General features: G+C 50.9%; 25 protein-coding genes and 6 tRNA genes. 15 read left to right on the forward strand and 16 right to left on the reverse strand.

The window, feature by feature from the left end:
* The first annotated feature begins 161 nt into the window (after nt 1-161).
* Nucleotides 162-1364, forward strand: a complete 1203-nt coding sequence (gene nupC / locus OGY33_RS12545) for a nucleoside permease NupC (protein ID WP_003834893.1) — start codon at nt 162-164, stop codon at nt 1362-1364.
* Between the two features lie 150 nt (nt 1365-1514).
* Here the strand turns inward: nupC and OGY33_RS12550 are convergent.
* A tRNA-Ala gene (locus tag OGY33_RS12550) sits at nt 1515-1590 on the reverse strand.
* 42 nt (nt 1591-1632) lie between these two features.
* Nucleotides 1633-1708, reverse strand: a tRNA-Ala gene (locus tag OGY33_RS12555).
* A gap of 221 nt (nt 1709-1929) precedes the next feature.
* On the opposite strand from OGY33_RS12555, the gene OGY33_RS12560 reads away from it, so the two are divergent.
* A complete protein-coding gene (locus OGY33_RS12560) occupies nt 1930-2292 on the forward strand; it encodes a YfeC-like transcriptional regulator (RefSeq protein ID WP_003028277.1) in 363 nt (120 codons plus the stop codon).
* A gap of 1 nt (nt 2293) precedes the next feature.
* Nucleotides 2294-2686, forward strand: coding sequence for a MerR family transcriptional regulator (locus OGY33_RS12565; protein WP_003834896.1), 393 nt, complete (start codon nt 2294-2296; stop codon nt 2684-2686).
* Nucleotides 2687-2742: 56 nt separating this feature from the next.
* Here the strand turns inward: OGY33_RS12565 and gltX are convergent, their stop codons facing one another.
* Nucleotides 2743-4158, reverse strand: a complete 1416-nt coding sequence (gene gltX, locus OGY33_RS12570) for a glutamate--tRNA ligase (protein WP_008785393.1) — start codon at nt 4156-4158, stop codon at nt 2743-2745.
* A gap of 258 nt (nt 4159-4416) precedes the next feature.
* On the opposite strand from gltX, the gene OGY33_RS12575 reads away from it, so the two are divergent.
* The 4 genes from OGY33_RS12575 to OGY33_RS12590 all read left to right on the forward strand — a co-directional run bounded on the left by OGY33_RS12575 (nt 4417) and on the right by OGY33_RS12590 (nt 4817).
* Nucleotides 4417-4492: transfer RNA gene (locus OGY33_RS12575), tRNA-Val, on the forward strand.
* A gap of 46 nt (nt 4493-4538) precedes the next feature.
* Nucleotides 4539-4614, forward strand: a tRNA-Val gene (locus OGY33_RS12580).
* Nucleotides 4615-4661: 47 nt separating this feature from the next.
* Nucleotides 4662-4737 (forward strand) — tRNA-Val (locus OGY33_RS12585).
* Between the two features lie 4 nt (nt 4738-4741).
* Nucleotides 4742-4817 (forward strand) — tRNA-Lys (locus OGY33_RS12590).
* 303 nt (nt 4818-5120) lie between these two features.
* Here the strand turns inward: OGY33_RS12590 and OGY33_RS12595 are convergent.
* The 7 genes from OGY33_RS12595 to OGY33_RS12625 form a co-directional block, all read right to left on the reverse strand.
* On the reverse strand, nt 5121-6005 hold the full coding sequence (locus OGY33_RS12595) for a LysR family transcriptional regulator (RefSeq protein ID WP_149608333.1): 885 nt from the start codon (nt 6003-6005) through the stop codon (nt 5121-5123).
* A gap of 98 nt (nt 6006-6103) precedes the next feature.
* A complete protein-coding gene (locus OGY33_RS12600) occupies nt 6104-7360 on the reverse strand; it encodes a nucleoside permease (protein ID WP_191238255.1) in 1257 nt (418 codons plus the stop codon).
* Between the two features lie 56 nt (nt 7361-7416).
* Nucleotides 7417-8250: a xanthosine phosphorylase gene (gene xapA, locus OGY33_RS12605; protein WP_149608331.1), complete on the reverse strand. Its 834-nt coding sequence runs from the start codon at nt 8248-8250 to the stop codon at nt 7417-7419.
* Nucleotides 8251-8576: 326 nt separating this feature from the next.
* Nucleotides 8577-8846: a YdgH/BhsA/McbA-like domain containing protein gene (locus tag OGY33_RS12610; protein ID WP_008785396.1), complete on the reverse strand. Its 270-nt coding sequence runs from the start codon at nt 8844-8846 to the stop codon at nt 8577-8579.
* A 229-nt stretch (nt 8847-9075) separates the two neighbouring features.
* On the reverse strand, nt 9076-9471 hold the full coding sequence (locus OGY33_RS12615) for a DUF302 domain-containing protein (RefSeq protein WP_048215817.1): 396 nt from the start codon (nt 9469-9471) through the stop codon (nt 9076-9078).
* Between the two features lie 77 nt (nt 9472-9548).
* Nucleotides 9549-10640: a YVTN family beta-propeller repeat protein gene (locus OGY33_RS12620; protein ID WP_191238254.1), complete on the reverse strand. Its 1092-nt coding sequence runs from the start codon at nt 10638-10640 to the stop codon at nt 9549-9551.
* Nucleotides 10641-11068: 428 nt separating this feature from the next.
* Nucleotides 11069-11995 (reverse strand): LysR family transcriptional regulator, encoded by a 927-nt coding sequence (locus OGY33_RS12625; RefSeq protein WP_032944140.1) that lies wholly within the window; start codon nt 11993-11995, stop codon nt 11069-11071.
* A gap of 89 nt (nt 11996-12084) precedes the next feature.
* On the opposite strand from OGY33_RS12625, the gene OGY33_RS12630 reads away from it, so the two are divergent.
* The gene (locus tag OGY33_RS12630) at nt 12085-13083 is read left to right on the forward strand and encodes a bile acid:sodium symporter family protein (RefSeq protein ID WP_003038103.1); all 999 of its coding nucleotides are present in this window, start codon (nt 12085-12087) and stop codon (nt 13081-13083) included.
* Here the strand turns inward: OGY33_RS12630 and OGY33_RS12635 are convergent.
* From OGY33_RS12635 to zipA, 3 genes are all read right to left on the reverse strand, one after another.
* Nucleotides 13080-13298: a DUF3820 family protein gene (locus tag OGY33_RS12635; protein ID WP_003038102.1), complete on the reverse strand. Its 219-nt coding sequence runs from the start codon at nt 13296-13298 to the stop codon at nt 13080-13082. The genes OGY33_RS12630 and OGY33_RS12635 overlap by 4 nt on opposite strands.
* 1 nt (nt 13299) lies before the next feature.
* Entirely contained in the window at nt 13300-15315 is a 2016-nt protein-coding gene (gene ligA, locus OGY33_RS12640; protein WP_191238253.1) for an NAD-dependent DNA ligase LigA, read from the reverse strand.
* Between the two features lie 71 nt (nt 15316-15386).
* Nucleotides 15387-16316: a cell division protein ZipA gene (zipA, locus tag OGY33_RS12645; RefSeq protein ID WP_191238252.1), complete on the reverse strand. Its 930-nt coding sequence runs from the start codon at nt 16314-16316 to the stop codon at nt 15387-15389.
* A 230-nt stretch (nt 16317-16546) separates the two neighbouring features.
* Here zipA and cysZ point away from each other — a divergent pair, with 230 nt between their 5' ends.
* The 5 genes from cysZ to crr all read left to right on the forward strand — a co-directional run bounded on the left by cysZ (nt 16547) and on the right by crr (nt 21407).
* Nucleotides 16547-17308, forward strand: a complete 762-nt coding sequence (gene cysZ, locus OGY33_RS12650; RefSeq protein WP_057066948.1) for a sulfate transporter CysZ — start codon at nt 16547-16549, stop codon at nt 17306-17308.
* 163 nt (nt 17309-17471) lie between these two features.
* Nucleotides 17472-18443: a cysteine synthase A gene (gene cysK, locus OGY33_RS12655; RefSeq protein WP_003038091.1), complete on the forward strand. Its 972-nt coding sequence runs from the start codon at nt 17472-17474 to the stop codon at nt 18441-18443.
* Nucleotides 18444-18826: 383 nt separating this feature from the next.
* Complete coding sequence (gene ptsH, locus OGY33_RS12660; RefSeq protein WP_002913505.1) at nt 18827-19084, forward strand: phosphocarrier protein Hpr; 258 nt, start codon at nt 18827-18829, stop codon at nt 19082-19084.
* Between the two features lie 45 nt (nt 19085-19129).
* On the forward strand, nt 19130-20857 hold the full coding sequence (ptsI, locus tag OGY33_RS12665) for a phosphoenolpyruvate-protein phosphotransferase PtsI (protein WP_008785405.1): 1728 nt from the start codon (nt 19130-19132) through the stop codon (nt 20855-20857).
* A 40-nt stretch (nt 20858-20897) separates the two neighbouring features.
* Nucleotides 20898-21407, forward strand: coding sequence for a PTS glucose transporter subunit IIA (gene crr / locus OGY33_RS12670; RefSeq protein WP_000522253.1), 510 nt, complete (start codon nt 20898-20900; stop codon nt 21405-21407).
* A 208-nt stretch (nt 21408-21615) separates the two neighbouring features.
* On the opposite strand, the gene OGY33_RS12675 is transcribed toward crr, so the two are convergent.
* On the reverse strand, nt 21616-21855 hold the full coding sequence (locus OGY33_RS12675) for a hypothetical protein (protein WP_008785406.1): 240 nt from the start codon (nt 21853-21855) through the stop codon (nt 21616-21618).
* On the reverse strand, nt 21852-22718 hold the full coding sequence (gene pdxK, locus OGY33_RS12680) for a pyridoxine/pyridoxal/pyridoxamine kinase (RefSeq protein ID WP_191238251.1): 867 nt from the start codon (nt 22716-22718) through the stop codon (nt 21852-21854). Before pdxK ends, OGY33_RS12675 begins: the two co-directional genes overlap by 4 nt.
* An 82-nt stretch (nt 22719-22800) precedes the next feature.
* On the opposite strand from pdxK, the gene ptsJ reads away from it, so the two are divergent.
* Nucleotides 22801-24093 (forward strand): MocR-like B6 salvage transcription factor PtsJ, encoded by a 1293-nt coding sequence (gene ptsJ / locus OGY33_RS12685; RefSeq protein ID WP_191238250.1) that lies wholly within the window; start codon nt 22801-22803, stop codon nt 24091-24093.
* Between the two features lie 13 nt (nt 24094-24106).
* Nucleotides 24107-24823 (forward strand): type 1 glutamine amidotransferase, encoded by a 717-nt coding sequence (locus OGY33_RS12690; RefSeq protein ID WP_191238249.1) that lies wholly within the window; start codon nt 24107-24109, stop codon nt 24821-24823.
* Nucleotides 24824-24904: 81 nt separating this feature from the next.
* On the opposite strand, the gene cysM is transcribed toward OGY33_RS12690, so the two are convergent.
* Nucleotides 24905-25816: a cysteine synthase CysM gene (gene cysM, locus OGY33_RS12695; protein WP_191238248.1), complete on the reverse strand. Its 912-nt coding sequence runs from the start codon at nt 25814-25816 to the stop codon at nt 24905-24907.
* Nucleotide 25817 lies beyond the last annotated feature (1 nt).

Genomic DNA, 25817 nt, shown 5'->3' on the forward strand with positions numbered 1-25817 from the left:
CTTTTCACTTCCATACTAAACATAACAGAAGTGTATCACCGATCACTAATTTTGAATCTCGTCACAGGTCCTTATTATAGTGTGTGTTTGATCTCGTTTTCTTTATGGTTGTTACATAGAATGTGCACGAAAACTAAACCTGCCTCATATTTGGAGCAAATATGGACCGCGTTCTTCATTTCGTCCTGGCCCTTGCCGTGGTTGCGGTACTCGCACTGCTGGTAAGCAGTGACCGTAAAAAAATCCGCATTCGTTATGTTATTCAATTGCTTGTTATTGAAGTGTTACTGGCATGGTTCTTCCTGAACTCTGATGTCGGTCTGGGCTTCGTGAGAGGCTTCTCCGAGATGTTTGAAAAACTCCTCGGATTCGCTAATGAAGGGACAAACTTTGTCTTCGGCAGCATGAACGACAAAGGCTTGGCATTCTTCTTCCTGAAAGTGCTGTGCCCAATCGTCTTCATTTCCGCTCTTATCGGTATTTTGCAGCATATCCGCGTTCTGCCGGTTATCATCCGCGCGATTGGTTTCCTGTTATCCAAAGTGAACGGTATGGGCAAGCTGGAATCCTTCAACGCCGTCAGCTCCCTGATCCTGGGTCAGTCCGAGAACTTTATCGCCTATAAAGATATTCTCGGCAAAATGTCTCGCAACCGTATGTACACCATGGCTGCAACGGCGATGTCGACCGTTTCCATGTCTATCGTCGGCGCGTACATGACCATGCTGGAGCCGAAGTACGTGGTTGCAGCGCTGGTTCTGAACATGTTCAGCACCTTTATCGTGCTGTCGCTGATCAACCCGTACACCGTTGATGCCAGCGAAGAAAACATTCAGATGTCTAACCTGCACGAAGGCCAGAGCTTCTTCGAAATGCTGGGTGAATACATCCTGGCAGGTTTCAAAGTGGCAATTATCGTTGCGGCGATGCTGATTGGTTTCATCGCGCTAATCGCAGCCCTGAACGCCCTGTTCGCCACCGTGACCGGCTGGTTTGGCTACAGCATCTCCTTCCAGGGCATCCTGGGCTACATCTTCTACCCGGTTGCATGGGTAATGGGTGTGCCGTCCAGCGAAGCGCTGCAGGTGGGCAGTATCATGGCAACCAAACTGGTTTCCAACGAATTCGTCGCGATGATGGATCTGCAGAAAATTGCCGCCACGCTCTCTCCGCGTGCAGAAGGTATCCTGTCCGTGTTCCTGGTCTCCTTCGCTAACTTCTCTTCCATCGGTATTATCGCCGGTGCGATTAAAGGTCTGAACGAAGAGCAAGGTAACGTGGTTTCCCGCTTCGGTCTGAAGCTGGTGTACGGCTCTACGCTGGTGAGCGTACTGTCTGCATCTATCGCCGCACTGGTGCTGTAAGCGTAAGATAACGTCGTATTGATAAGACCGGGGAGATTCTTCTCCCCGGTTTTTTTATGCCTGCTATTCAGCAAACCGAAGAGATACAGGGTAAGAACAGGTAGGATACAGAAACAAAAAACCCCCGCTTTTCAGCGAGGGTTTAAATTTTGGTGGAGCTAAGCGGGATCGAACCGCTGACCTCTTGCATGCCATGCAAGCGCTCTCCCAGCTGAGCTATAGCCCCACGATGCTATTACGTACATACCAAATTCATTGGGATTAAATTTGGTGGAGCTAAGCGGGATCGAACCGCTGACCTCTTGCATGCCATGCAAGCGCTCTCCCAGCTGAGCTATAGCCCCATTACGTAAAGCTTGTCGAGTTGACGGGCGGCATCATATGAATTCCCTTCGCGTGTGTCAACGGCAAAATTAACTCATAGAATTCAATCGCTGAAAAAGCAGTCAAATGAAGAACATTGCGTAACAACTCGCATTCAGTAGTTAAACGCGTCACGGTTTCTACTAAAATGGTGCTATAAAATGAGCCACTAATTAACCCCACGACTATTCAGGGAATCGTTATGTTCAAGGAACGGATGACGCCAGAAGAACTTGCTAATCTGACCGGATACAGCCGACAGACCATCAATAAATGGGTGCGCAAGGAGGGTTGGGCTACATCACCAAAACCAGGCGTACAGGGCGGTAAAGCGCGTCTGGTTCACGTCACCGAACAAGTTCGTGAATACATTCGCAGTGCTGAGCGTTCAGCCGAAGGTTTATCAGATAATTTATCGTTATCCGGCGATACCTCTATCGAAGCTCTACTGATTAGGCTCGCCAAAGAGATGACTCCGTCAGAACAAAAAATGTTTACGTCACTGATCCTGCGTGAAGGCATTACGGGTTTGTTACAACGCTTAGGGATCCGCGACAACAAATAATATGAAAAAATTACGCAGCAAAATGACGACCGAAGAACTAGCGGAATGTCTCGGGGTTGCCAAACAAACCGTCAATCGTTGGATCAGAGAACAAAACTGGACCACCGAAAAGTTTCCCGGCGTTAAAGGGGGTCGTGCAAGGCTGATCCATATCGACTCCAGCGTCCGTACGTTTCTGCTCAATATTCCGGCTTTTCGCAAAGTCCCTGAAATTTATCAGGCTGAGGAACCGCTGGCAGAATACACCCACGTGGTGCGTAGCCACGCCTGTCGCCAGATAATTAGCGCACTGGACAACATGTCCCCAACGGAACAAGAAAAGCTGGCAATGTATATTTCGCGCGAAGGTATTCGCACTTTCCTTACCCGTCTGGGTATTGATGAGTCTGAATAACAGGCAAAAAAAACGGCAGGATGCGCTCCTGCCGTTGTTTCATCGCTCAACCGGTCTTACTGCTGGCTTTCACGCTCAGCAATAAACGCCAGCGCTTTATTAATACGCTCAATGCTGCGGGATTTACCAATCGCATGCACCGTTACGTCTAACGCCGGAGACTGACCCGCGCCGGTTACGGCTACGCGCAGCGGCATCCCAACTTTACCCATACCCACTTCCAGCTCATCAGCGGTTGCCTGAATCGCGTGATGCACGTTTTCTGCCGTCCACTCGCTGATAGCAGCCAGCTTATCGCGAACCACTTCCAGCGGCTGACGCGCTACCGGACGTAGGTGTTTCTTAGCTGCATCCGCGTCGAACTCAGCAAAGTCTTCGTAGAAGTAGCGGCAGCTCTGCGCCATCTCTTTCAGCGTTTTGCAGCGCTCACCCAGCAGTTTAACCAGCTCAGACAGCTGCGGGCCGACGCGAGTATCGATATTTTCCTGCTCAATATGCCATTGCAGATGCGTTGCCACATATTCAGGCGCCAGCGAATTAATGTAGTGATGGTTCAGCCACTGCAGTTTTTCGGTGTTGAACGCACTGGCAGACTTGCTCACCGCACCAAGGGAGAACAGTTTGATCATCTCTTCACGGGTGAAGATTTCCTGATCGCCGCTGGACCAGCCCAGACGCACCAGATAGTTCAGCAGCGCTTCCGGCAGGTAACCGTCGTCGCGATACTGCATAACGCTGACCGCACCGTGACGTTTAGAGAGTTTTTTACCGTCGTCGCCGTTGATCATCGACACGTGTGCATAAACCGGCACCGGCGCATTCAGCGCTTTCAGGATGTTAATCTGACGCGGAGTGTTGTTGATATGGTCTTCACCACGAATAACGTGGGTGATTTCCATATCCCAATCGTCGACAACAACACAGAAGTTGTAGGTCGGGGAACCGTCAGTACGGCGGATGATCAGATCGTCCAGCTCCTGGTTGCTGAATTCGATCGGCCCACGGATCTGGTCGTCAAAAATAACGGAGCCATCCTGCGGGTTGGCAAAACGCACCACGCAGGGTTCATCAGCAGCATGATGTTCATGGCCGTGGCGGCAGCGACCGTCGTAACGTGGCTTCTCACCGTTTGCCATCTGCTCTTCGCGCAGTGCGTCCAGACGCTCTTTGGAGCAGTAGCATTTATACGCGGTACCGGCTTCCAGCATCTCATCAATCACGGCGTTGTAGCGATCAAAACGTTTGGTCTGGAAGTACGGGCCTTCATCCCATTCCAGATTCAGCCAGTTCATGCCATCCATAATGGCTTCAATAGCTTCCGGAGTGGAGCGTTCAAGATCGGTGTCTTCAATACGCAGCACAAACTCACCGTCATGGTTACGTGCAAAAAGCCAGGAATATAGAGCAGTACGCGCACCACCGACATGCAGGTAACCTGTCGGGCTTGGCGCGAAGCGAGTTTTGATTTTCATGAAATGGCCTTACGTTTATAAAGATGCCGACAACCGGCAAATCCTGGGAAGATTATCAGGCTCGTATTCTATCACTGTGGCCTGATTCCTCAATGTTGTTCAGGTTGGAACATCACGCTTTGCCATTTTCGTATACAAATCATGCTGCATGGATTGATTTGCGATCGTTTTGTTTAAATTTACGACGAACGAACAAATTCTTTAGAAAATGCGTTGACTCATTTTCAACTCTCCCTATAATGCGACTCCACACAGCGGGGGTGATTAGCTCAGCTGGGAGAGCACCTCCCTTACAAGGAGGGGGTCGGCGGTTCGAACCCGTCATCACCCACCAACTACTTTATGTAGTCTCCGCCGTGTAGAGTAAGAAATTGAGAAGTGGGTGATTAGCTCAGCTGGGAGAGCACCTCCCTTACAAGGAGGGGGTCGGCGGTTCGATCCCGTCATCACCCACCACTTTCTCGCCAGCTGGATTTCTTACAATAAAATTGAAGTACCGAAGTGGGTGATTAGCTCAGCTGGGAGAGCACCTCCCTTACAAGGAGGGGGTCGGCGGTTCGATCCCGTCATCACCCACCACTTCGGGTCGTTAGCTCAGTTGGTAGAGCAGTTGACTTTTAATCAATTGGTCGCAGGTTCGAATCCTGCACGACCCACCAATGTAAAAAGGCGCCCTAAAGGCGCCTTTTTGCTATCTGCGATTTATAAGATTCGAACCTGCATCGCCTGATGCGCTACGCTTATCAGGCCTACAGACAATACCGCACGCGTAGGCCGGATAAGACGTCAGTCGCCATCCGGCACAGACAATACCGCACACGTAGGCCGGATAAGACGTCAGTCGCCATCCGGCACAGACAACACTACACACGTAGGCCGGATAAGACGTCAGTCGCCATCCGGCACAGACAACACTACACACGTAGGCCGGATAAGACGTCAGTCGCCATCCGGCACAGACATCACATCGTCAATGCCGCTACCAGTTTCTCCAGCGCGGGTGTCGCCTGCAGTTGGTCATACACAATATACAAATCCGCCGGAATACGTTCCTCTAACGGTCGAAATACCACGCCAGGCCAATTCATCTGCGCATAGCTGTCAGCAATTAACGTAATACCAATCCCCATGCTGATCATCGCCAGCACCGTTTGCGGCTCCCTCACCTCACGAATAATCATCGGGGAAAATCCAGCACTCAGGCAAACTCGCTGCAAAAATGCCCAGTCAGTATGAATGGAAGGCATTGTGACAAAATATTCATTTCTCAGCGCCTCCAGCGGTATGGACTCACAGGCAGTAAGAGGATGTTCTTCCGGCATGGCAACCAGAAAAGAGGACTCATGCAAACGCAAACTGGTAAACCCGGGAGAAAGCTCCGTAGCCATCCGCCAAATTCCTGCATCCAGTTCACGCCGTTCCAGCATCGTCATCTGCATCGCGGGCATGTTCTCGCGAAACAGCACCTCAACATTGGGATTATCCTTCATAAAACGCCGCATCACCGGACGCATTTTTCCCCACATCGCTGTACCGATAACGCCAAGCTCAATTCGCCCTGCCTCACCACGACCAATTTGCTCCACTCTCGCCAGCGCCTGATTGGCACTGGATAACAGTCGGCGCGACTCTTCCATCAATATCTTTCCCGCGTGAGTTAACGCCACGCTGCGAGAATGACGGATAAATAGCAAAGTGCCGAGCTGTTGCTCCAGCTCTTTAATATGGGTACTGAGCGGCGGTTGCGACATATTCAGGCGAGCAGCAGCGCGTCCAAAATGCAGTTCTTCTGCGACAGCAAGAAAATAACGCAGTAACTTCAGATCGATACGGTACGTGCGTTCCATGGATAATGCGCTCCTGAAATAAGGATAATGCGCAAAGTTACCACATTGCCTCGCAGATAATGAAACGGCGGGTATCAGAACCCGCCGCCAATGGAGTGTTAATGTGCCGGTGATTTCTGTGCCAGTCGTTCAGGCTCATGCCTGTACTTAAAGAACAATGCAAAGATAACCGCAAGTGTTAACGCATACGCGGCAAACACCAGCCAGATGGTTTGCCAATCCTTAACGCCATCGACAGAGAAGTAATCTACCGCCATCCCGCTCAGGATTGAACCCACCCACGCGCCCACGCCGTTGACCATCGTCATAAATAGCCCCTGCGCGCTGGCGCGAATGTTAGAGCTAACCTCCTGCTCGACAAATACCGATCCCGAGATATTGAAGAAATCAAACGCACAGCCGTAGACGATCATCGACATCAGCAGCAGCACAAAACCAAACGGCGACGGATCGCCAAAGGCAAAGAAGCCAAAGCGCAGCGTCCATGCCAGCATGCTCATCAGCATCACCGTTTTAATGCCAAAGCGTTTAAGGAAGTACGGAATAGTGAGAATAAAGCCCACCTCCGCCATCTGCGAAACTGAAAGCAATATGGAGGGGTACTTCACCACAAAACTGTCGGCAAACTCAGGATTACGGGCAAAATCATGCAGGAACGGATTGCCAAAGACGTTGGTGATTTGCAACACCGCCCCCAGCATCATCGCAAACAAAAAGAAGATTGCCATCTGCGGTTTTTTAAACAGGACAAAGGCGTCCAGACCGAGCTTGCTGGCAAGCGTGGTGTTTGCTTTCTTCTCAGCAACCGGGATTTTCGGCAACGTCAACGCATACAGAGCCAGCAATAACGATGCGCCAGAAGCGATATACAGTTGCGCACTGCTCAGCTCCAGTCCCATCAGGCTCACCGTCCACATGGCCACAATAAACCCTATAGTGCCAAACACGCGAATGGGGGGGAAAGCGGTGACCGGATCCTGACCCGATTGTGCCAGACACGAGTATGAGACGCTATTCGATAAGGCAATCGTCGGCATATACGCCATTGCGTTAACCAGCATCACCCAAAACATAGTCTGCGGATCGGTAACGGTTGTGGCATATAGCAACACGCCCGCACACACCAGATGACAAAGCATATAGGCGCGATCGGCGCGTAGCCATTTATCGGCAATGATGCCCATAATGCCCGGCATGATAATCGCCGCCAGCCCTTTCGAACTGTAGACCATACCCACATTCGCGCCGGTAAAATCCAGGGTATTAATCATGTAGGAACCCAGGGTTACCAACCAGCTTCCCCAGATGAAATATTGCAAAAACGACATGAGCTTTAAGCGAGATGCGATACCCATTTTTCCGTTCCTTGCCATAAAGTAAGACCCCGCAAGCGGGGTCATTTTTTAGTTATTCAGGCCAGTTTGCGCAAGAATCCGCATATCAAATTGATGAAATTCTGCCGGGAGAGTTCCGCCGCAGCCAGCGTCTGCGCATGAGATAATTTAACATCACCCAGACCTTCCGCCAGGTTGGTGATGGCCGCCACCGCAACCACTTTCAAACCGCAGTGGCGCGCAGAGATAACTTCAGGCACCACCGACATCCCCACCACGTCACCACCGATAACTTGCATCATGCGGATTTCTGCCGCGGTTTCAAAGTTCGGCCCCGGATACGAGACAAAAACCCCTTCACTCAGCGGGAACCCTTCCTCAGCGGCAACAGTTTGCAGGATCGCACGGTAGTCAGCATCATAGGCATTCGCCAGTGAAAAGAATCGCTCACCAAAACGCTCATCGTTTGGCCCTACCATCGGCGTACCCGGCATCGTATTGATGTGATCGCTAAGCGCAACGAGGCTACCCGGTCCGACTTCGGGACGCAAAGAGCCTGCGGCATTGGTGCAAAACAGCAGCTCACAGCCCAGCAGTTTCAGCGTACGAATGGCATCCGTCATCACCGTCATACCGCGACCTTCATAGAAATGTCCACGTCCTTTCATACAGGCCACCGGAATTCCCGCCAGATTTCCCAACACCAGTTCACCAGCATGGCCGTGTACGGTACTCACCGGGAACCCTGGTAGTTTCTCGTAAGAGATGGCAGCCGCATCCTCAATTTGATCCGCCAACGCCCCCAGGCCGGAGCCGAGGATAAAGGCTACGCGCGGCGTAAAATCCGGTTTGTAACCACGAATGATATCAGCGCTATACCAGGGATTTTGCGAGAAAAGAGAGTGGCTCATGAGATGTCCTTAATACTGAGTAATCGAAATAACGTAGCGTACCGCATTGTTATAGCGAGACTACGCAATCGATTACCAATACCGTTTATCCCGATAACCGATAGTAAATCGGTATAGATGGCATGTGCTAAATCGGCCTGAACTCACATTTTTTTTCTGCCAGAAATGGCAAGGAGTACCAACATATCTGGAATTCGTCAGACGAGTGGGCTGACAAAACCCGCCCTGAGAATGACTGACAAACATTTGTTGATGTATTAATAAGCGAAAGCAGGTACAACAACGTACTTTCGCTAATCAATAATTTAAATGGGGGAAACTGCTGTTTACTTCTTATAGAGTTCGCTGGTCACTACAGCCTGAGAACCATTGCCTATAGAAGAGAAGTTCTTAATAACAAAGAAATCAGCACCTTCTTTATCTGCCATTTTCGAAATTTTGTGCATACATTGATTCACCGTATTTTCCGTTACGGTGATTGACTTGACATGCTTTAAACTATTGGCTTCTTGTTGCGAGATTTCTGTAGCAGCAAAGGCAGACAGACTGAGAAAACACAAAGAAGCGGCCAATGATGTGACTAATGTCTTTTTCATAACTATCCTCATAACTTACATATTAATATTTGAGCGTCAAGATATACTCTTCACATAATATTGCAAACAAAAATCCTTCTATTTATAAAATAGACGAATCGACAAATATTGAAGAGTAATGAACATCAAATGTATTGTTCAATAGGTTTATTATAGCGGGTTAAATACTTGCATAATAAACGCAGAAAATAACACTAAATATCCACGAGGTACTTAGTGTTATTTGCAATTAATTACCGGCTACTTCGTTAAGAAGGGTTGCCAGGATGCTAACTGGAGCAACAACATTATGTGCAACACCATAATCAATCTCCAGAACAGTACTTGCATCCTGATAATCTATATGGGTATCACCATTATCATCCTGCCAAATAACCACCCGTAGGGGTAACTCTATTGCCGCATGAGGATTTGCTTGCATGGCAGGAGTACCACCCTTTGGGTTACCAAACAGAAATAACATCGTCGGTCGCAGAGCAAGACCTACATCCGTTGCCGCTTGCTGTTGATCAACCTGCACAAAAATACGAATATTTTTAGCATTCAATACGCTGACGAGTCTGTTTACAGTATCATCAAAATTGAACTTACTAGGCAGCGTTTTTGTCCGCTCCGGCTTTCTCATCTGTCGTTCCTTTATTTATAGAATATTTATGAAAATACCCGCCAGCGAATGACGGGTATTGATAAATGCTAGCACAGTTATTTAGGCGTCACGTCAACAGAGCCCCAGCTAATACCATTTGGGTTGTTGTCTACCGGGAGCGTGTTCACTACCTTACGCTCATTAATGTCAATCATCGAGACAGAGTTTGCAAATGAGTTAGTTACGTAAGCATATTTGCCATTTTTATCGACAACCACGCCATGGGCCCCATTGCCAGTGGTGATAGTTTTCGCTAACGTAAGGCTTGCGATATCAATCATGTTTATTGTGTTACCCGGCTTGCTCTTCGAGCCCTGATTGGTTACCAGCATGCTTTTACCATCCGGAGTGCCAAACAGCTGGATTGGTACGGTACCGACATTAATTTTCTTCACAACTTTACGCGTTGCTGTATCAATCACCGCTACAGCGTCTTCACCAGACAGGGAAACAAACACCAGTTTTCCGTCCGGTGAGAAACCTACCTGGGCTGGCATTTTACCTAATGGGATCTGCGCGACTTCTTTATTACTGGCTGTATCAACAACGGATACCGAGCCCCCTTTCATATTCGCGATATAAACTTCTTTACCGTCAGGACTCACTCTGAGGCCATGAGGGAACTTACCTACATTAATTGTCGTTAGATTTTTCAAATGCTCTGCATCAATCACGCTGATGGTGTTATCTGCACTATTTGAGATATACGCCATTTTCCCATCAGGGGTGACGACAACATGCGCAGGGTGTGCGCCAACCTGAAGTTTTGCAATAACTGTATCATTCTCGGCATTAATAACCCAAACTTCGCCATGTTCCTTTTTGCCTGCATGAGAATCTTTGCCCATGTCCATCTTCTCAGAATGGGTATCTTTACTCATATCCATATGTTCAGAGCCTGATGAATGTGTCCCGTTAGCACCAAGGTTGGTTACCCAAACTGTTTTATTGTCTGGTGACACCTGAACGTTATGCGGCATTTTACCAACATGTACTTTATCTACAGTCTTTAAAGACGCAGCATCAAGTACATTAACTGAATCTGCACCTTCATTTGCTACATACACTCTGTCTGCTGCAAACGTATAACCAGACCATGCCAGCATACTAATTTGCATTGCAATTAAAATTTTATTTTTGCTTATCATCGCCGCCAATACCCCATTAGTTAAATATATTTACCGGATTAGTTTCAGCAACCAGCTATTGTAGGATTATTTAACATGTCACTAATATTACTCCATCGGGATCGTGTTAATTCTACCTATAACGAGTTACTGTATAAATTGCTTAGTCATTTCATTAATCAATCGCCATACATCATTGTATTAGATACTGCTATCCGTACTTGCGTATAAAGAGTATCAACCTTCCAGCAAGTGGAAGGTCAAGAAAAAAAGTAATAATTTAAAATAGCCTTACAAATCCGCAAGCTGAGCAATTGCCTAAGAATATCGCAGGAGAATTTATAAATATAAAGAGGTAGTCCGGTGCCGGGTAAAAATATAAAAGTTAACGATCAGTTCATCGATACTGAAAGCCAAACTTAACGACATGACAAACACCAGCCATATCGTTAAAGCTGGTACAAAGGATCCCGTGCCCGACCGGCGGTTAATTCACTGGCCTGCATCCGTACTACGTCCCACAGCGCCTGAGCCGCAGTCGATAAAGAACGATTTTTACGTCGTGCCAGCATCAATTGTCGTTCCACAACCGGCGTCAGGCGTTTAACCTGCAAATGGCTGCCCTGTGGCAAAGGAAGCGCCAGCGCAGGCAGCACGCTGATACCAATCCCCGCCTCAACCATCGGGAAAAGCGTGGCAGGGTGACCAATCTCCTGAACAATATTGGCCTCAATGGAAAAGTGAGCCAGCGCCGCATCGATCAACGGTCGACTGCCGGAAGCGTAATCCTGTAATACCAGGCGCTCATGATATAAATCCTGCCAATTTACCCATTCGCGTTGGGCTAGCGGATGATCCCCTCGACACAACAGCAGGAACGGTTCGGATAACACCGCTTCACACTGCAGATCGGTCACAGCACCTGGATCTATCACAATGCCAAAATCTACCTCGCCCTGACGAATACTCTCCAGCACCCACTGTTGCGGCCTGTCGTGCAGCACAAAATCGATTGCTGGATAAAGCTGATTACTCTGGGCAATACACTGTGGAATAAGGTGAGCAGATATTGTCTGGCTGGCGGCAACGCGCACCGTTCCGGTTAACTGCGTTCCCACCTGGCCTGCTTCACGCAGCGTGCTGTGCAGTTCATCCAGAATACGTTCCAGCCGCGCCGCCAACTGGTGCCCTGCTTCCGTCAGCACCACTTCCCGCGTTGTTCTATCTAACAACCGCACACCCGTCTGCCCTTCCAGCTCTTTAACGCTGTGGCTGACCGCAGACTGGCTTAAGCCAATGATATCCCCCGCCCGGCTAAAGCTTTTGGCCTGAGCGACGGTAACAAAGATACGGAGCTGACGCAGAGAGTAATTCATCTATTCGATTCATATATGGATGCAATAAATCAATTTTATTTCTCAAACAGAAAAACGCAAAATGTTCCTACCGAATTTCAGGAGCTTTTATGAAACTTTTTCGTATCCTTGATCCGTTCACGATAACGTTGATTACGGTCGTTTTACTGGCGTCCTTTTTCCCGGCCGAAGGTGGCTTTGTACCTTTCTTTGAAGGCTTAACCACCGCTGCCATTGCCCTACTGTTTTTTATGCACGGGGCGAAGCTTTCGCGTGAAGCCATTATTGCCGGCGGTAGTCACTGGCGTTTACATCTGTGGGTGATGTGCAGCACGTTTGTTGTTTTCCCGGTGCTGGGCGTTCTGTTCGCCTGGTGGGCACCGGTAAATGTTGACCCGATGCTGTACACCGGTTTCCTGTACCTGTGTATTTTGCCGGCCACGGTGCAGTCGGCAATCGCTTTTACGTCGCTGGCGGGGGGTAACGTTGCTGCCGCCGTGTGTTCCGCTTCGGCCTCCAGCCTGCTGGGTATTTTTCTCTCGCCGTTACTGGTTGGCCTGGTAATGAATATGCATGGCGCAGAAGGCAGTCTGGAGCAGGTGGGGAAAATCATGCTGCAACTGTTGCTGCCGTTCGTACTGGGACATCTTTCACGTCCGTGGATTGGTAACTGGGTGTCCCGACATAAAAAATGGATCGCCAAAACGGACCAATCCTCCATCTTGCTGGTGGTGTACTCCGCCTTCAGTGAAGCCGTGGTTAACGGGATCTGGCACAAAGTGGGGATTGGTTCGCTGTTGTTTATCGTGGTGGTCAGCATCGTATTGCTGGCAATCGTGATTGGCATCAACGTCTTTGTTGCGCGGAAATGCGGCTTCAACAAAGCCGATGAGATCACCATTGTCTTTTGTGGTTCGAAAAAGAGCCTGGCGAATGGGATCCCAATGGCAAATATTCTGTTCCCGACGTCAGTGATAGGAATGATGGTGCTGCCGTTGATGATCTTCCATCAAATTCAGCTGATGGTGTGTGCCGTGCTGGCACGTCGCTACAAGCAACAAACAGACGCATTGCAGGCGCAGCAGAAAAGCCGCGCCGCAAAGGCTTAGAGAGGGCGTTTCAGGGGCTGCACCAGTTGCGTCAGCCCTTCAGTTTTAATCAGCAGCGTGATTTGCATCAGCTCGCCGAGCTTGCCCGGCGGGAATTCATCTTTACGGGCAAACCACAGCAGATACTCTTCCGGTACATCAATCAGCCGACGCCCTTTATATTTGCCAAAGGGCATCACGGTATTGGCGATTTCAACCAGCTGCTCTTTTTCCATCTCAGGCACCCAGTAAGCGGATCATTTCAGCTTCATCGATCACGGCAATACCCAGTTCCTGCGCTTTTGCCAGCTTCGAACCCGCCGCTTCACCGGCAATCACCAGGTCGGTTTTCTTCGATACGCTGCCGGCTACTTTTGCACCCAACTCGGTCAGTCGCGCTTTGGCGTCGTCGCGTGACATCAGGCTCAGGCTCCCGGTCAGCACTACCGTTTTACCCGCGAAGGGGCTGTCGATTTCTTCAGCGTTGATGACCACCGGCGCCGGCCAGTGAATCCCCTGCGCCAGCAGTTGGACGATCACCTCGCGGTTGCTCTCTTCAGCAAAGAAATTAAACACGTGGGTCGCTACCACAATGCCGACATCCGGCACTTTTTGCAGCTCTTCAATGGAAGCCGCTTCCAGCGCCTCAAGGGTGCCAAAATGCGCCGCCAGACCTGCGGCTGTGGCCTCGCCGACTTCACGAATGCCCAGCGCGTAGAGGAAACGGGCAAACGTCGTTTCTTTCGCTTTTTCCAGCGCATTCACCACGTTTTGCGCCGATTTCGGCCCCATACGATCAAGGCCGGTCAGCTTACCTGCCGTCAGGGTGAAGAGATCTGCTGGCGTATGGACATACTCTTTCTCGACCAGTTGATCGATAATTTTGTCGCCCATACCGTCAACATCGAGCGCGCGGCGAGAAACAAAGTGTTTCAACGACTCCTTACGCTGTGCCCCGCAGATCAGGCCGCCAGTACAGCGAGCGACCGCTTCGCCTTCCACACGTTCAACATCAGACCCGCACACCGGACAATGCTGTGGAAACACAATTTCACGCGTCTCTTCCGGGCGCTCGGAAAGCACCACGTTGACGACCTGCGGGATCACATCGCCCGCCCGGCGAATAACGACTTTATCGCCAATACGCAACCCCAGACGATCGATTTCATCGGCATTATGCAGAGTGGCGTTACTGACCAGAACCCCGGCAACCTGAACCGGCTCAAGACGAGCGACGGGCGTAATCGCCCCGGTACGTCCGACCTGAAACTCAACATCGCGAACAAAGGTCATCTGCTCTTGCGCCGGGAACTTAAAGGCCACCGCCCAGCGCGGCGCGCGGGCAACAAAACCCAGTTGCTCCTGCAACGCCATAGAGTTGACTTTAATCACCACACCGTCGATATCGAATCCCAGCGTCGGTCGGTCTTCTTCAACCTTGTGATAGTAAGCAAGTACTTCCTCCGGAGAGTCGCAAAGCTTAACTCTGTCGCTCACCGGCAATCCCCACTCTTTAAATTGCAGCAGACGGCCCAGGTGGGTATCAGGCAACACACCACCTTCCAGCACACCAACGCCATAGCAGAAGAAAGTAAGCGGTCGCTTCGCTGTAATACGTGGATCGAGCTGGCGCAATGACCCGGCCGCTGCGTTACGTGGGTTAGCAAACACTTTGTTGCCAGTACGGCGGGCCTCTTCGTTAATTTTTTCAAATCCGGCCTGCGGCAGGAACACTTCACCACGCACTTCCAGACGCGTCGGAATGTTATCGCCTCGCAGTTTTAATGGGATCGCACGGATGGTGCGCACGTTCGAGGTAATGTCCTCCCCCGTGGTACCATCACCACGCGTTGCGGCACTGACCAGCACACCGTTTTCATACAGGATACTGACCGCCAGCCCGTCCAGCTTCAGTTCGCAGCACCAGGTTAGTTTGTCCGTACTCTTCAGTCGGTCCTGCACGCGCTTGTTGAAGGCGAGAAAACTCTCTTCATCAAACACGTTATCCAGCGACAGCATTGGCACTTCATGGCGAATCTGGCTGAACGCTGCTAACGGGGCGGCGCCAACACGCTGGGTTGGCGAGTCGGGAGTGATAAGGTCTGGATGCTGCGCTTCCAGCTCGCGCAGTTCACGCATCAGGCGATCATATTCCGCATCGGGAATTTCCGGCGCATCCATCACATGGTAGAGATACTCATGATGGCGAAGCGTGGTTCGCAGTTCTGTCAGTTGTTGTTCGATTGATTCCATATCGCACCATCAATGATAAAAAACCCCCGACAGGCGGGGGTTTAGCAAGGAGATGTCACGCCAGAGGAAAATCAGGCGCGAAATTCTTTAACTTCGCGGATGCGGTCCTGATACTCGCGCAGTTTCTGCGGCGTCATCATGCGACGTTGATCGTCGAGCACCACACCACCCACTTCATCGGCAATGTGCTGTGCGGACTGCAGCATCAGCTTAAAGTTTTGCAGCTCGTCACCGTAGGACGGAACCTGCATAAAAATAGTCACGCCAGGGGTGCTGAAATCACCCGTCATTTCGGGGTCAAACGTTCCTGGGTTAACCATATTTGCAAGGCTGAACAGCGAAGGACCGCTGCCATCCGGGCTCAAATGACGATGGAAAATATTCATATCGCCAAATTTAAAACCGGCTTGCTGAATGCTGTTGAGCAGCACTTCACCGTTGAGCTCACTACCGTGATGCGCCGCAACGTTCATAATAATGACAGCTTCTTTACGCTGCGGTTTTTCAACAACAGGTGCTTCTTCAACTACCGGCTCAGGCTGCGGTTGATGTTCAACGGCAGGCTCTGCGGGCTGGAAAGCCTGCGGCGCAGGTTGCGGTGCTTGCTGCACGGGCTGCTGAACCTGCGGAGCAACGGGCTGATGCTGCATCGGCTGCTGCACAGGTTGTTGCTGAACAGGCTGATGCTGCACCGGCTGCTGCGGTTGTACAGGCTGCGGCTGGTACTGGTGTTGCGGCGACTGAGGAGGAACACCATGTTCCTGCGCGTTACCGGGAGCATGATTCACACGATGAACGCGAACTTCGCCCACGCCTTCGTCTTCCTCGACGTTGTCGTCGAACGAATCCTCGTCTTCACGTTTAGACTTCATGCGTTTCAGTGGGCGATCGCGGAATATAGAAGACCGCTCTTTACGGCTAGTCCAAAAACCATGTACCAGTAAAGCGATTATGGCGATCGCGCCAACAATGATTAATATCAGACGCAAATCCTGCATCATTATATTCTCTGTTGTTCTAACACCTTGCCACCACGGCAAACATTTACTCACTAAGAGTATTTGTCGATTACGCCAAGTGCAAGTGCACTCTTGGCTTTCACGGCATAAAGATGAACAAAATTGTGCTTTTTGCTGTTTTTTCGAACATTTCTGAACAGCTTAACGCTCAACAACCCGGTAAGATACGCAAAGTTTACCAGAGCTTATATAACAAGGAGTATGTCCTGACCATGGTTTCATCATCTGCAGTCGTACCTCGCAGCGGCCTTTATTACTTTTCACAGGGATGGAAGCTCATCACCCAACCGGGCATTCGTCGCTTTGTCATCCTGCCTTTGCTGGTGAATATCCTGCTGATGGGCGGCGCATTCTGGTGGCTATTCACACAACTCGATAGCTGGATCCCTGCGCTGATGAGTCACGTCCCTGACTGGCTTCAGTGGCTCAGCTACTTGCTGTGGCCGATTGTCACTATCTCCGTACTACTGGTGTTCGGCTACCTGTTTTCCACCATAGCCAACTGGATTGCAGCGCCGTTTAACGGTCTGCTGGCTGAACAACTGGAAGCGCGCTTAACAGGCGCAACACCGCCTGACACCGGCGTTCTCGGCATCATGAAAGATGTTCCCCGTATTATGAAACGTGAATGGCAAAAGCTGGCGTGGTATCTCCCGCGCGCCGTCGTGTTGCTGATCCTCTATTTCATTCCGGGTATTGGGCAGACCGTCGCCCCGGTGCTGTGGTTCCTGTTCAGCGCGTGGATGCTGGCCATTCAGTACTGCGATTATCCGTTTGATAACCATAAGGTGCCTTTTAAGGAGATGCGCGTCGCGCTGCGCACACGCAAGGTCACCAATATGCAATTTGGCGCATTGACCAGCCTGTTCACCATGATTCCGGTGCTCAATCTGTTCATCATGCCGGTCGCGGTTTGTGGTGCCACAGCGATGTGGGTAGACTGCTATCGTGCTAAGCACGCGTTATGGAAGTAATGAAAAAATGTGTAAAAGCGGGCTGGCTTATGCCCGCTCTTATTCCATACTGCAACGCATTATTTCCTGGTGGCATATAGATATACGAATTCCTTACTTCCCCATACTTTCTCAACAGGTATGCTGAAGCGGTATCCCAATTTCATACAGTTAAGGACAGGCCATGAGTAAGATTTTTGAAGACAACTCGCTGACTATCGGTCATACGCCGCTGGTTCGACTGAACCGTATCGGTAACGGACGCATTCTGGCGAAGGTGGAATCACGCAACCCAAGCTTTAGCGTCAAATGCCGTATCGGTGCCAACATGATTTGGGATGCCGAAAAACGTGGTGTACTGAAACCGGGTGTAGAGCTGGTCGAACCAACCAGCGGCAACACAGGGATTGCGCTGGCCTACGTTGCCGCAGCTCGCGGTTACAAACTGACTCTGACCATGCCTGAAACCATGAGCATTGAGCGCCGCAAGCTCTTAAAAGCGCTGGGCGCGAACCTGGTGCTGACCGAAGGCGCAAAAGGAATGAAGGGCGCGATTCAGAAAGCGGAAGAAATTGTGGCCAGCGATCCGGAAAAATTCCTGCTGCTGCAGCAGTTCAGCAACCCGGCAAACCCGGAAATCCACGAAAAAACCACCGGCCCGGAAATCTGGGAAGATACCGATGGCCAGGTTGATGTCTTTATTTCCGGCGTCGGTACCGGCGGTACGTTGACTGGTGTGACCCGTTACATTAAAGGCACTAAAGGCAAAACCGATCTGATCACCGTCGCGGTTGAACCTACCGACTCCCCGGTTATCGCCCAGGCGCTGGCAGGTGAAGAACTCAAACCAGGCCCGCATAAAATTCAGGGCATTGGCGCAGGCTTTATTCCGGGCAACCTTGATCTGAAGCTTATCGATAAAGTCGTTGCCATCACTAATGATGAAGCTATTTCTACTGCGCGTCGTCTGATGGAAGAAGAAGGTATTCTGGCTGGGATCTCTTCCGGTGCTGCGGTTGCTGCCGCGCTTAAGCTCCAGGAAGATGAAACCTTTACCAATAAGAATATAGTGGTTATTCTACCGTCATCGGGTGAGCGTTATCTGAGCACTGCACTGTTTGCCGATCTCTTTACAGAGAAAGAACTGCAACAGTAGTGCCAGCATGTTAAAAACGCGTAAAAAAGCACCCTTTTGGGTGCTTTTTTGTGGCCTGCTTCAAAGTTTCAACTCTCCTGGCATTGATTCAACCCGCCGGAACTGGTATTTAACCAAGCTAATTATTTTGATGCGCGAAATTAATCGTTACAGGAAAAGCGCTAGCTGAATCGATTTTATGATTTGGTTCAACTCTTCCTTTCGCTGCATAATGTTTAATGACGAACGAAACGTCAGCGGCAAGAAGTTGCCAGCAACGGATTGCACCGAACTCCTTTTGTGTCGCGTCCAGTTTACGCCGATGCTAACAATACAGGCTAAAGTTGAGCCGCCAGGCTAGACTTTAGTTCCACAACACTAAACCTATAAGTTGGGGAAATATAATGTTCCAGCAAGAAGTTACCATTACCGCTCCGAACGGTCTGCATACTCGCCCTGCTGCTCAGTTTGTTAAAGAAGCAAAAGGCTTTACTTCTGAAATTACTGTGACTTCCAACGGCAAAAGCGCTAGCGCCAAAAGCCTGTTTAAACTGCAGACTCTGGGCCTGACTCAGGGTACCGTTGTCACCCTGTCCGCAGAAGGTGAAGACGAGCAGAAAGCAGTTGAGCATCTGGTTAAACTGATGGCTGAACTCGAGTAAGTTCAACGAGTTCTTTTAAATATCAGTCACAAGTAAGGTAGGGTTATGATTTCAGGCATTTTAGCATCCCCGGGTATCGCTTTCGGTAAAGCATTGCTGCTGAAAGAAGACGAGATCGTCATTGACCGGAAAAAAATTTCTGCCGACAAGGTTGATCAGGAAGTTGAACGTTTTCTGAGCGGTCGTGCCAAGGCATCTGCGCAACTGGAAGCGATCAAAACCAAAGCTGGTGAAACGTTCGGTGAAGAAAAAGAAGCCATCTTTGAAGGGCATATCATGCTGCTCGAAGATGAGGAGCTGGAGCAGGAAATCATAGCCCTGATTAAAGATAAGCACATGACGGCTGATGCAGCTGCGCATGAAGTTATCGAAGGTCAGGCCACAGCCCTGGAAGAGCTGGATGATGAATACCTGAAAGAACGTGCGGCTGACGTACGTGACATCGGTAAACGCCTGCTGCGTAACATTCTGGGTCTGGCAATTATTGACCTAAGCGCTATCCAGGACGAAGTTATCCTGGTTGCCGCAGACCTGACCCCGTCAGAAACCGCACAGCTGAACCTGAACAAGGTGCTGGGTTTCATCACTGACGCGGGCGGACGTACTTCCCATACCTCTATCATGGCGCGTTCTCTGGAACTGCCTGCTATCGTAGGTACGGGTAGCGTAACCTCTCAGGTGAAAAACGACGACTATCTGATTCTGGATGCCGTAAACAATCAGGTTTACGTCAATCCGACCAACGACGTTATTGAGCAACTGCGTGCCGTTCAGGAGCAGGTTGCAACCGAGAAAGCGGAACTCGCTAAGCTGAAAGATCTGCCGGCTATCACGCTGGACGGTCACCAGGTTGAAGTTTGCGCCAACATCGGTACCGTTCGTGACGTTGAAGGCGCCGAGCGTAACGGCGCTGAAGGTGTGGGTCTGTACCGCACCGAATTCCTGTTCATGGACCGTGAGTCGCTGCCAACTGAAGAAGAACAGTTTGCTGCGTATAAAGCCGTTGCTGAAGCCTGTGGCTCTCAGGCGGTCATCGTCCGTACCATGGACATCGGCGGCGATAAAGAGCTGCCGTACATGAACTTCCCGAAAGAAGAGAACCCGTTCCTGGGCTGGCGTGCCGTGCGTATCGCCATGGATCGTAAAGAGATCCTGCGTGACCAGGTTCGCGCTATCCTGCGCGCCTCCGCTTTCGGTAAACTGCGCATCATGTTCCCAATGATCATCTCTGTTGAAGAAGTGCGTGCACTGCGCAAAGAGATCGAAATCTACAAACAGGAACTGCGCGACGAAGGTAAAGCATTTGACGAAAGCATTGAGATTGGCGTGATGGTGGAAACACCAGCTGCGGCAACAATTGCGCGTCATTTAGCCAAAGAAGTTGATTTCTTTAGTATCGGCACCAATGATTTAACGCAGTACACCCTGGCAGTTGACCGTGGTAATGATATGATTTCACACCTTTACCAACCGATGTCGCCATCTGTGCTGACGCTGATCAAGCAAGTTATTGATGCTTCTCATGCTGAAGGCAAATGGACTGGCATGTGTGGTGAGCTTGCAGGCGACGAACGTGCTACACTTCTGTTGCTGGGGATGGGTCTGGACGAATTCTCTATGAGCGCCATTTCTATCCCGCGCATTAAGAAGATTATCCGTAACACGAACTTCGAAGATGCGAAGGTGTTAGCAGAGCAGGCTCTTGCTCAACCGACAACGGACGAGTTAATGACGCTGGTTAACAAGTTCATTGAAGAAAAAACAATCTGCTAATCCACGAGATGCGGCCCAATTTACTGCTTAGGAGAAGATCATGGGTTTGTTCGATAAACTGAAATCTCTGGTTTCTGATGATAAGAAAGACACCGGAACTATTGAGATCGTTGCTCCGCTCTCTGGCGAGATCGTCAACATCGAAGACGTGCCGGATGTAGTTTTTGCTGAAAAAATCGTTGGTGATGGCATTGCTATCAAACCAACCGGTAACAAAATGGTTGCCCCTGTTGATGGCACCATCGGCAAAATCTTTGAAACCAACCACGCTTTCTCTATCGAATCCGACAGCGGCATTGAGCTGTTTGTTCACTTCGGTATTGATACCGTTGAACTGAAAGGCGAAGGCTTCAAACGCATCGCTGAAGAAGGTCAGCGCGTGAAAGTGGGCGACCCGGTTATTGAATTCGATCTGCCGCTGCTGGAAGAAAAAGCCAAGTCTACCCTGACTCCGGTTGTTATCTCCAACATGGACGAAATCAAAGAGCTGATCAAACTGTCCGGTAGCGTGACAGTGGGTGAGACTCCGGTTATCCGCATCAAGAAGTAATTCTTTTTGCAGAGAAAGATGGCGCCTGATGGCGCCATTTTTTTTATATACTTCATCCTTCAGATTGCCTCTGTGTTGGCTGCAGTCGCTCACCCCAGCCACGTACTCATGTACGCCGGGGATTCTCTCCTTTGCCGCCTTGATGCAACCTGAATGATTTTGTATATACCCCGATAACGATTTTTATCTTTTATAGGTCGGAAAAGCGTTAAATTTGTGAGGTGACCGGTCGGTAACACGCCTCGCGCATCAGAATCTTCATCCCTTCCGGCCCGCTTTCCAGCATCCGTCGCTCCGAGTCTGCCACTAACAATTCACAGTCGTAGCCACCCGCAATACCAAACATGGCCCGCGCTACACAGATATCTTCCAGCGCTGCTGCCCCGTTGGTGTCAAAATGTCCAACCATACGCCCATTCTGGCGAACTACCAGCCGGTAACTCTTCATCGCGCCTCCCCTGCCGGTGGCAGAATTAATTCATCACAACCGCACAGGTGCGTCCACGTCATCACGTCCAGCACCCGCTGCGCGGCGTCGTGAGTCGCGGTCGTCAGCGCTTTCCCCAGTACAAGGCCGCTCACCAGCTCTGCACAAAACAGATCGCCAGTCCCCTTCAGATCCGTTTTCACTCGCGGATGAGCTAACACCTCAACCGTTTCAGCCGTCACCACCGCAACGTTAATAATCTCTTCGGTATCCCCCGGCGCGCTGGTAATTACCACCCATTTCAGGGTGTCAGTGAGCAGTGATTGTGCCGCCGTAATGGCTTCATCAAGCGTTCGACACGGCTTTCCGCTCAGCATTTGCAGCTCGAACACGTTCGGCGTCAGCCCCTGCGCCAGCGGCAGCAGGTGCTGACGATAAGCCTCCGGGATTTCGGCTTTGACATACATACCGCTATCCGTATCGCCAATCACGGGGTCGACCAAAATGCACAGGTCCGGATGCGTTGCCCGAACGGTTTCCAGCCACTGTGCCAGCAAGGCGATTTGCTCTGCGCTGCCCATGTATCCTGTAGTCACCGCCTTCAGCTCGCGCAGAGCATCGCGCTCATTTAAGGCGCGGAGATAACCGCTAAACCACTCGGCCGGAATAACGCCGCCATAAAAGGTTTCATAATGCGGGGTGTTACTGAACAGTACCGTTGGTACTGCCGTCACGCGTAATCCCTGCGCTTTAATAGCCGGAACAGCGATACTGTTGCCTACGCTGCCATATACCACCTGTGACTGGACGGCGACAATATCGGTCTGTAATGCCCGATGCTTATCGTCGAAGAGCACTGACTGAATATCACTCCCCTGCTCCATAAATTTCTCCTCTCGCTGGACAGCGCGCTTACGCCTCATTATTATCGTCATATGCTAAAATTCATTTTGTCATAGGTCAATAATGATCGACGGAAAAACCGCTAACGAAATTTTTGACAGTATCCGTCAACATGTCGCTACAGGCACGCTGGCAGCGGGAGAAACGTTGCCACCAGTGCGGGAACTGGCAACGGAATTAAACGTGAACCGTAATACTGTCGCGGCGGCTTACAAACGCCTGGTCACCTCCGGGTTGGCGCAGAGCCTGGGACGCAACGGCACGGTGATTAAGGGGATTACTGCCCCGGTTGCGCTGGAAGGTGGTAATCCGGATACCCCGCTTGTCGATCTTTCCGGCGGGAATCCAGCGCCCTCGCGGCTTCCTGACCTGAGTAGTTATTTCGCAAAGATAAATAAGAATCCGCGTTTGTACGGCGATGCCGCTGTGTCACCAGGGCTTAAAGTATGGGCATCACAATGGATGCAAAATGCAATGCCCGGCAAAGGGGAAATTGATATCACCAGCGGCGCCATTGATGCTATCGAACGGCTACTGTGCGCCCATTTACTGCCTGGTGATAGCGTTGTCGTAGAAGATCCATGCTTTTTGAGCAGCATCAACATGCTGCGTTATGCTGGTTTCTCCGCCAGTCCGGCCAATGTTGACCACGAAGGCATGCTGCCGGACCAACTGGAACTCGCGCTACAGAAAGGTGCGCGGGCGGTAATTCTGACACCGCGCGCGCATAACCCCACAGGATGCAGCCTGAGCGCCTCACGCGCGGCGCAATTGCAGGAAATCCTGGCCCGCTATCCGCAGACTCTGGTGATCGTCGACGACCACTTTGCGCTGCTATCTGCTTGCCACTGGTATCCGGTGATTGCGAAGGAAACCACGCACTGGGCGATTGTCCGTTCGATGTCGAAAACCTTAGGCCCGGATTTACGCCTGGCCATCGTAGTCAGCGATCCCGTCACATCCGGGAAACTGCGTTTACGGCTCAACTCCGGTAGTCAGTGGGTCAGCCATCTGCTGCAGGATTTAGCCTGCGCGTGCCTGAGTGACGAGACATATCAACACACACTGGCACAAACGCAGCAGTTTTACGCCGTCCAGCAGCAAACGTTGGCGGCAGCACTGCGGCGACATGGCATTGAGATGCCCGTTGGTGACGGTCTGAATATGTGGCTACCGCTGGAAGATAACAGCCAGGCGATCGCTTTTGCGCTGGCAAAGTCCGGCTGGCTGGTGCGGGAAGGCGAAGTGTTTGGCGTCAATACGCCCGCCCACGGCCTGCGTATTACGCTTTCAACCTTAACTGACAGCGACATTGATAAGCTGGCGGTTGATATTCATCAGGCGCTAAAGCGCTAACAGGAGAGAAAAAGTGCGAGTTCATTTTGTTATTCATGAGTCTTTTGAATCTGCTGGCGCGTATCTGCCGTGGGCCGAATCACGCGGCTATACCATCACCTGGTCGCGCGTTTATGCCGGAGAAGCAGTCCCTGCGAACGCCGATGATTTCGATATGTTGGTGGTGTTTGGCGGTCCACAGTCACCACGAACCACGCTGGCAGAGTGCCCGTACTTTGATTCTCAGGCCGAGCAGCATCTGATCAACCAGGCGATTGCGGCACGTAAAATTGTGGTGGGGATCTGCCTGGGTTCACAGTTAATCGGCGAAGCGCTGGGTGCGAAGGTGTGCCAGAGTCCGGAAAAAGAAATTGGTCACTACCCCATCGTTCTGACCGAAGCCGGTCAACAGAACCCGCTGTTCAGCCATTTCGGCTCATCGCTTATCGTCGGTCACTGGCACAACGACATGCCGGGGTTAACCGACCAGGCGATAATTCTTGCTACCAGTGAGGGCTGCCTGCGACAAATCGTGCAATACGGTAATTTCGTCTATGGTTTCCAGTGCCATATGGAGTTCACAGCTGACGCGATTGAAGGATTAATTCAGCACTCAGAGCAAGAGTTGGCTGAAGCTGAAGGGAAACGCTTCATCCGCCCGGTTGAAGAGATGCGCGCCTGGGACTACCAGCAAATGAATGAGAAGCTGTGGCAATTCCTGGATAAGCTGGTGGAAAAACGTAACGATTAATCATCCCTGGCCGGATAAAACATTATCCGGCCATCGTGCCAGGCAGTTACCTGATGGCGCTGCGCTTATCAGGCCAAAAAGTTAAATTCCCAGCCCCTGATTAAAGTGCTCTTCACCAAAGACGCCGGTCGAAAGGTAGCGATCGCCGCGATCGCAGATGATCGCCACAACTACCGCGCCGGGCGTAGCACGTGCAACGCGTAACGCGCCCGCGACCGCGCCGCCAGAGCTGACACCGCAGAAAATTCCTTCACGCACGGCCAGTTCACGCATGGTATTTTCGGCATCATTCTGATGAATATCCAGCATCTCATCCACCAGCGAGGCGTTAAAAATGCCCGGCATATATTCCGCAGGCCAGCGGCGAATTCCCGGAATACTACTGCCCTCTTCCGGCTGCAGGCCAACGATAGTGACCGCTTTTTCTTGCTCATGCAGAAAACGCGACACACCGGTAATGGTGCCTGTCGTTCCCATACTGGAGACAAAGTGGGTAATACGACCTGACGTCTGCTGCCAGATTTCCGGTCCGGTGGTGGTGTAATGCGCGTACGGGTTATCCGGATTATTAAACTGATCCAGCAACTTACCTTCTCCACGCTGCGCCATTTCAAGAGCTAAATCGCGCGCGCCTTCCATCCCCTGCTCTTTGGTGACCAGAATCAGCTCGGCACCATAGGCGCGCATCGCCGCACGGCGCTCCTGACTCATGTTGTCTGGCATCAACAGCTTCATGCGGTAGCCCTTCAGCGCGGCGATCATTGCCAGTGCAATTCCGGTATTACCGCTGGTCGCCTCAATCAGCACATCGCCTGGCTTAATTTCTCCGCGCTTTTCCGCTTCGACGATCATCGACAACGCGGCGCGGTCTTTCACCGAACCTGCGGGATTATTGCCTTCCAGCTTGACCCAAATTTCACTACCGTTATCCGGCGCCAGACGTTGTAATTTCACCAGAGGCGTATTGCCAATTGTTTTTTCTAATGTGTTCACG

The sequence above is a fragment of the Citrobacter sp. Cpo032 genome (genome assembly GCF_030332975.1).
In the GTDB taxonomy this organism is placed as follows: domain Bacteria; phylum Pseudomonadota; class Gammaproteobacteria; order Enterobacterales; family Enterobacteriaceae; genus Citrobacter; species Citrobacter portucalensis.

What these genes read in the sequence shown, in the direction of transcription:
- ptsI (WP_008785405.1), top strand. Translation starts at nt 19,130, where the DNA reads ATGATTTCAGGCATTTTAGCATCCCCGGGTATCGCTTTCGGTAAAGCA.
- ligA (WP_191238253.1), bottom strand. Translation starts at nt 15,315, where the DNA reads ATGGAATCAATCGAACAACAACTGACAGAACTGCGAACCACGCTTCGC.
- OGY33_RS12625 (WP_032944140.1), bottom strand. Translation starts at nt 11,995, where the DNA reads ATGAATTACTCTCTGCGTCAGCTCCGTATCTTTGTTACCGTCGCTCAG.
- OGY33_RS12630 (WP_003038103.1), top strand. Translation starts at nt 12,085, where the DNA reads ATGAAACTTTTTCGTATCCTTGATCCGTTCACGATAACGTTGATTACG.
- cysZ (WP_057066948.1), top strand. Translation starts at nt 16,547, where the DNA reads ATGGTTTCATCATCTGCAGTCGTACCTCGCAGCGGCCTTTATTACTTT.
- gltX (WP_008785393.1), bottom strand. Translation starts at nt 4,158, where the DNA reads ATGAAAATCAAAACTCGCTTCGCGCCAAGCCCGACAGGTTACCTGCAT.
- pdxK (WP_191238251.1), bottom strand. Translation starts at nt 22,718, where the DNA reads ATGGAGCAGGGGAGTGATATTCAGTCAGTGCTCTTCGACGATAAGCAT.
- OGY33_RS12635 (WP_003038102.1), bottom strand. Translation starts at nt 13,298, where the DNA reads ATGGAAAAAGAGCAGCTGGTTGAAATCGCCAATACCGTGATGCCCTTT.
- OGY33_RS12675 (WP_008785406.1), bottom strand. Translation starts at nt 21,855, where the DNA reads ATGAAGAGTTACCGGCTGGTAGTTCGCCAGAATGGGCGTATGGTTGGA.
- ptsH (WP_002913505.1), top strand. Translation starts at nt 18,827, where the DNA reads ATGTTCCAGCAAGAAGTTACCATTACCGCTCCGAACGGTCTGCATACT.
- cysK (WP_003038091.1), top strand. Translation starts at nt 17,472, where the DNA reads ATGAGTAAGATTTTTGAAGACAACTCGCTGACTATCGGTCATACGCCG.
- OGY33_RS12595 (WP_149608333.1), bottom strand. Translation starts at nt 6,005, where the DNA reads ATGGAACGCACGTACCGTATCGATCTGAAGTTACTGCGTTATTTTCTT.
- xapA (WP_149608331.1), bottom strand. Translation starts at nt 8,250, where the DNA reads ATGAGCCACTCTCTTTTCTCGCAAAATCCCTGGTATAGCGCTGATATC.
- ptsJ (WP_191238250.1), top strand. Translation starts at nt 22,801, where the DNA reads ATGATCGACGGAAAAACCGCTAACGAAATTTTTGACAGTATCCGTCAA.
- OGY33_RS12615 (WP_048215817.1), bottom strand. Translation starts at nt 9,471, where the DNA reads ATGAGAAAGCCGGAGCGGACAAAAACGCTGCCTAGTAAGTTCAATTTT.
- nupC (WP_003834893.1), top strand. Translation starts at nt 162, where the DNA reads ATGGACCGCGTTCTTCATTTCGTCCTGGCCCTTGCCGTGGTTGCGGTA.
- crr (WP_000522253.1), top strand. Translation starts at nt 20,898, where the DNA reads ATGGGTTTGTTCGATAAACTGAAATCTCTGGTTTCTGATGATAAGAAA.
- OGY33_RS12600 (WP_191238255.1), bottom strand. Translation starts at nt 7,360, where the DNA reads ATGGGTATCGCATCTCGCTTAAAGCTCATGTCGTTTTTGCAATATTTC.
- OGY33_RS12610 (WP_008785396.1), bottom strand. Translation starts at nt 8,846, where the DNA reads ATGAAAAAGACATTAGTCACATCATTGGCCGCTTCTTTGTGTTTTCTC.
- OGY33_RS12565 (WP_003834896.1), top strand. Translation starts at nt 2,294, where the DNA reads ATGAAAAAATTACGCAGCAAAATGACGACCGAAGAACTAGCGGAATGT.
- OGY33_RS12560 (WP_003028277.1), top strand. Translation starts at nt 1,930, where the DNA reads ATGTTCAAGGAACGGATGACGCCAGAAGAACTTGCTAATCTGACCGGA.
- OGY33_RS12620 (WP_191238254.1), bottom strand. Translation starts at nt 10,640, where the DNA reads ATGATAAGCAAAAATAAAATTTTAATTGCAATGCAAATTAGTATGCTG.
- zipA (WP_191238252.1), bottom strand. Translation starts at nt 16,316, where the DNA reads ATGATGCAGGATTTGCGTCTGATATTAATCATTGTTGGCGCGATCGCC.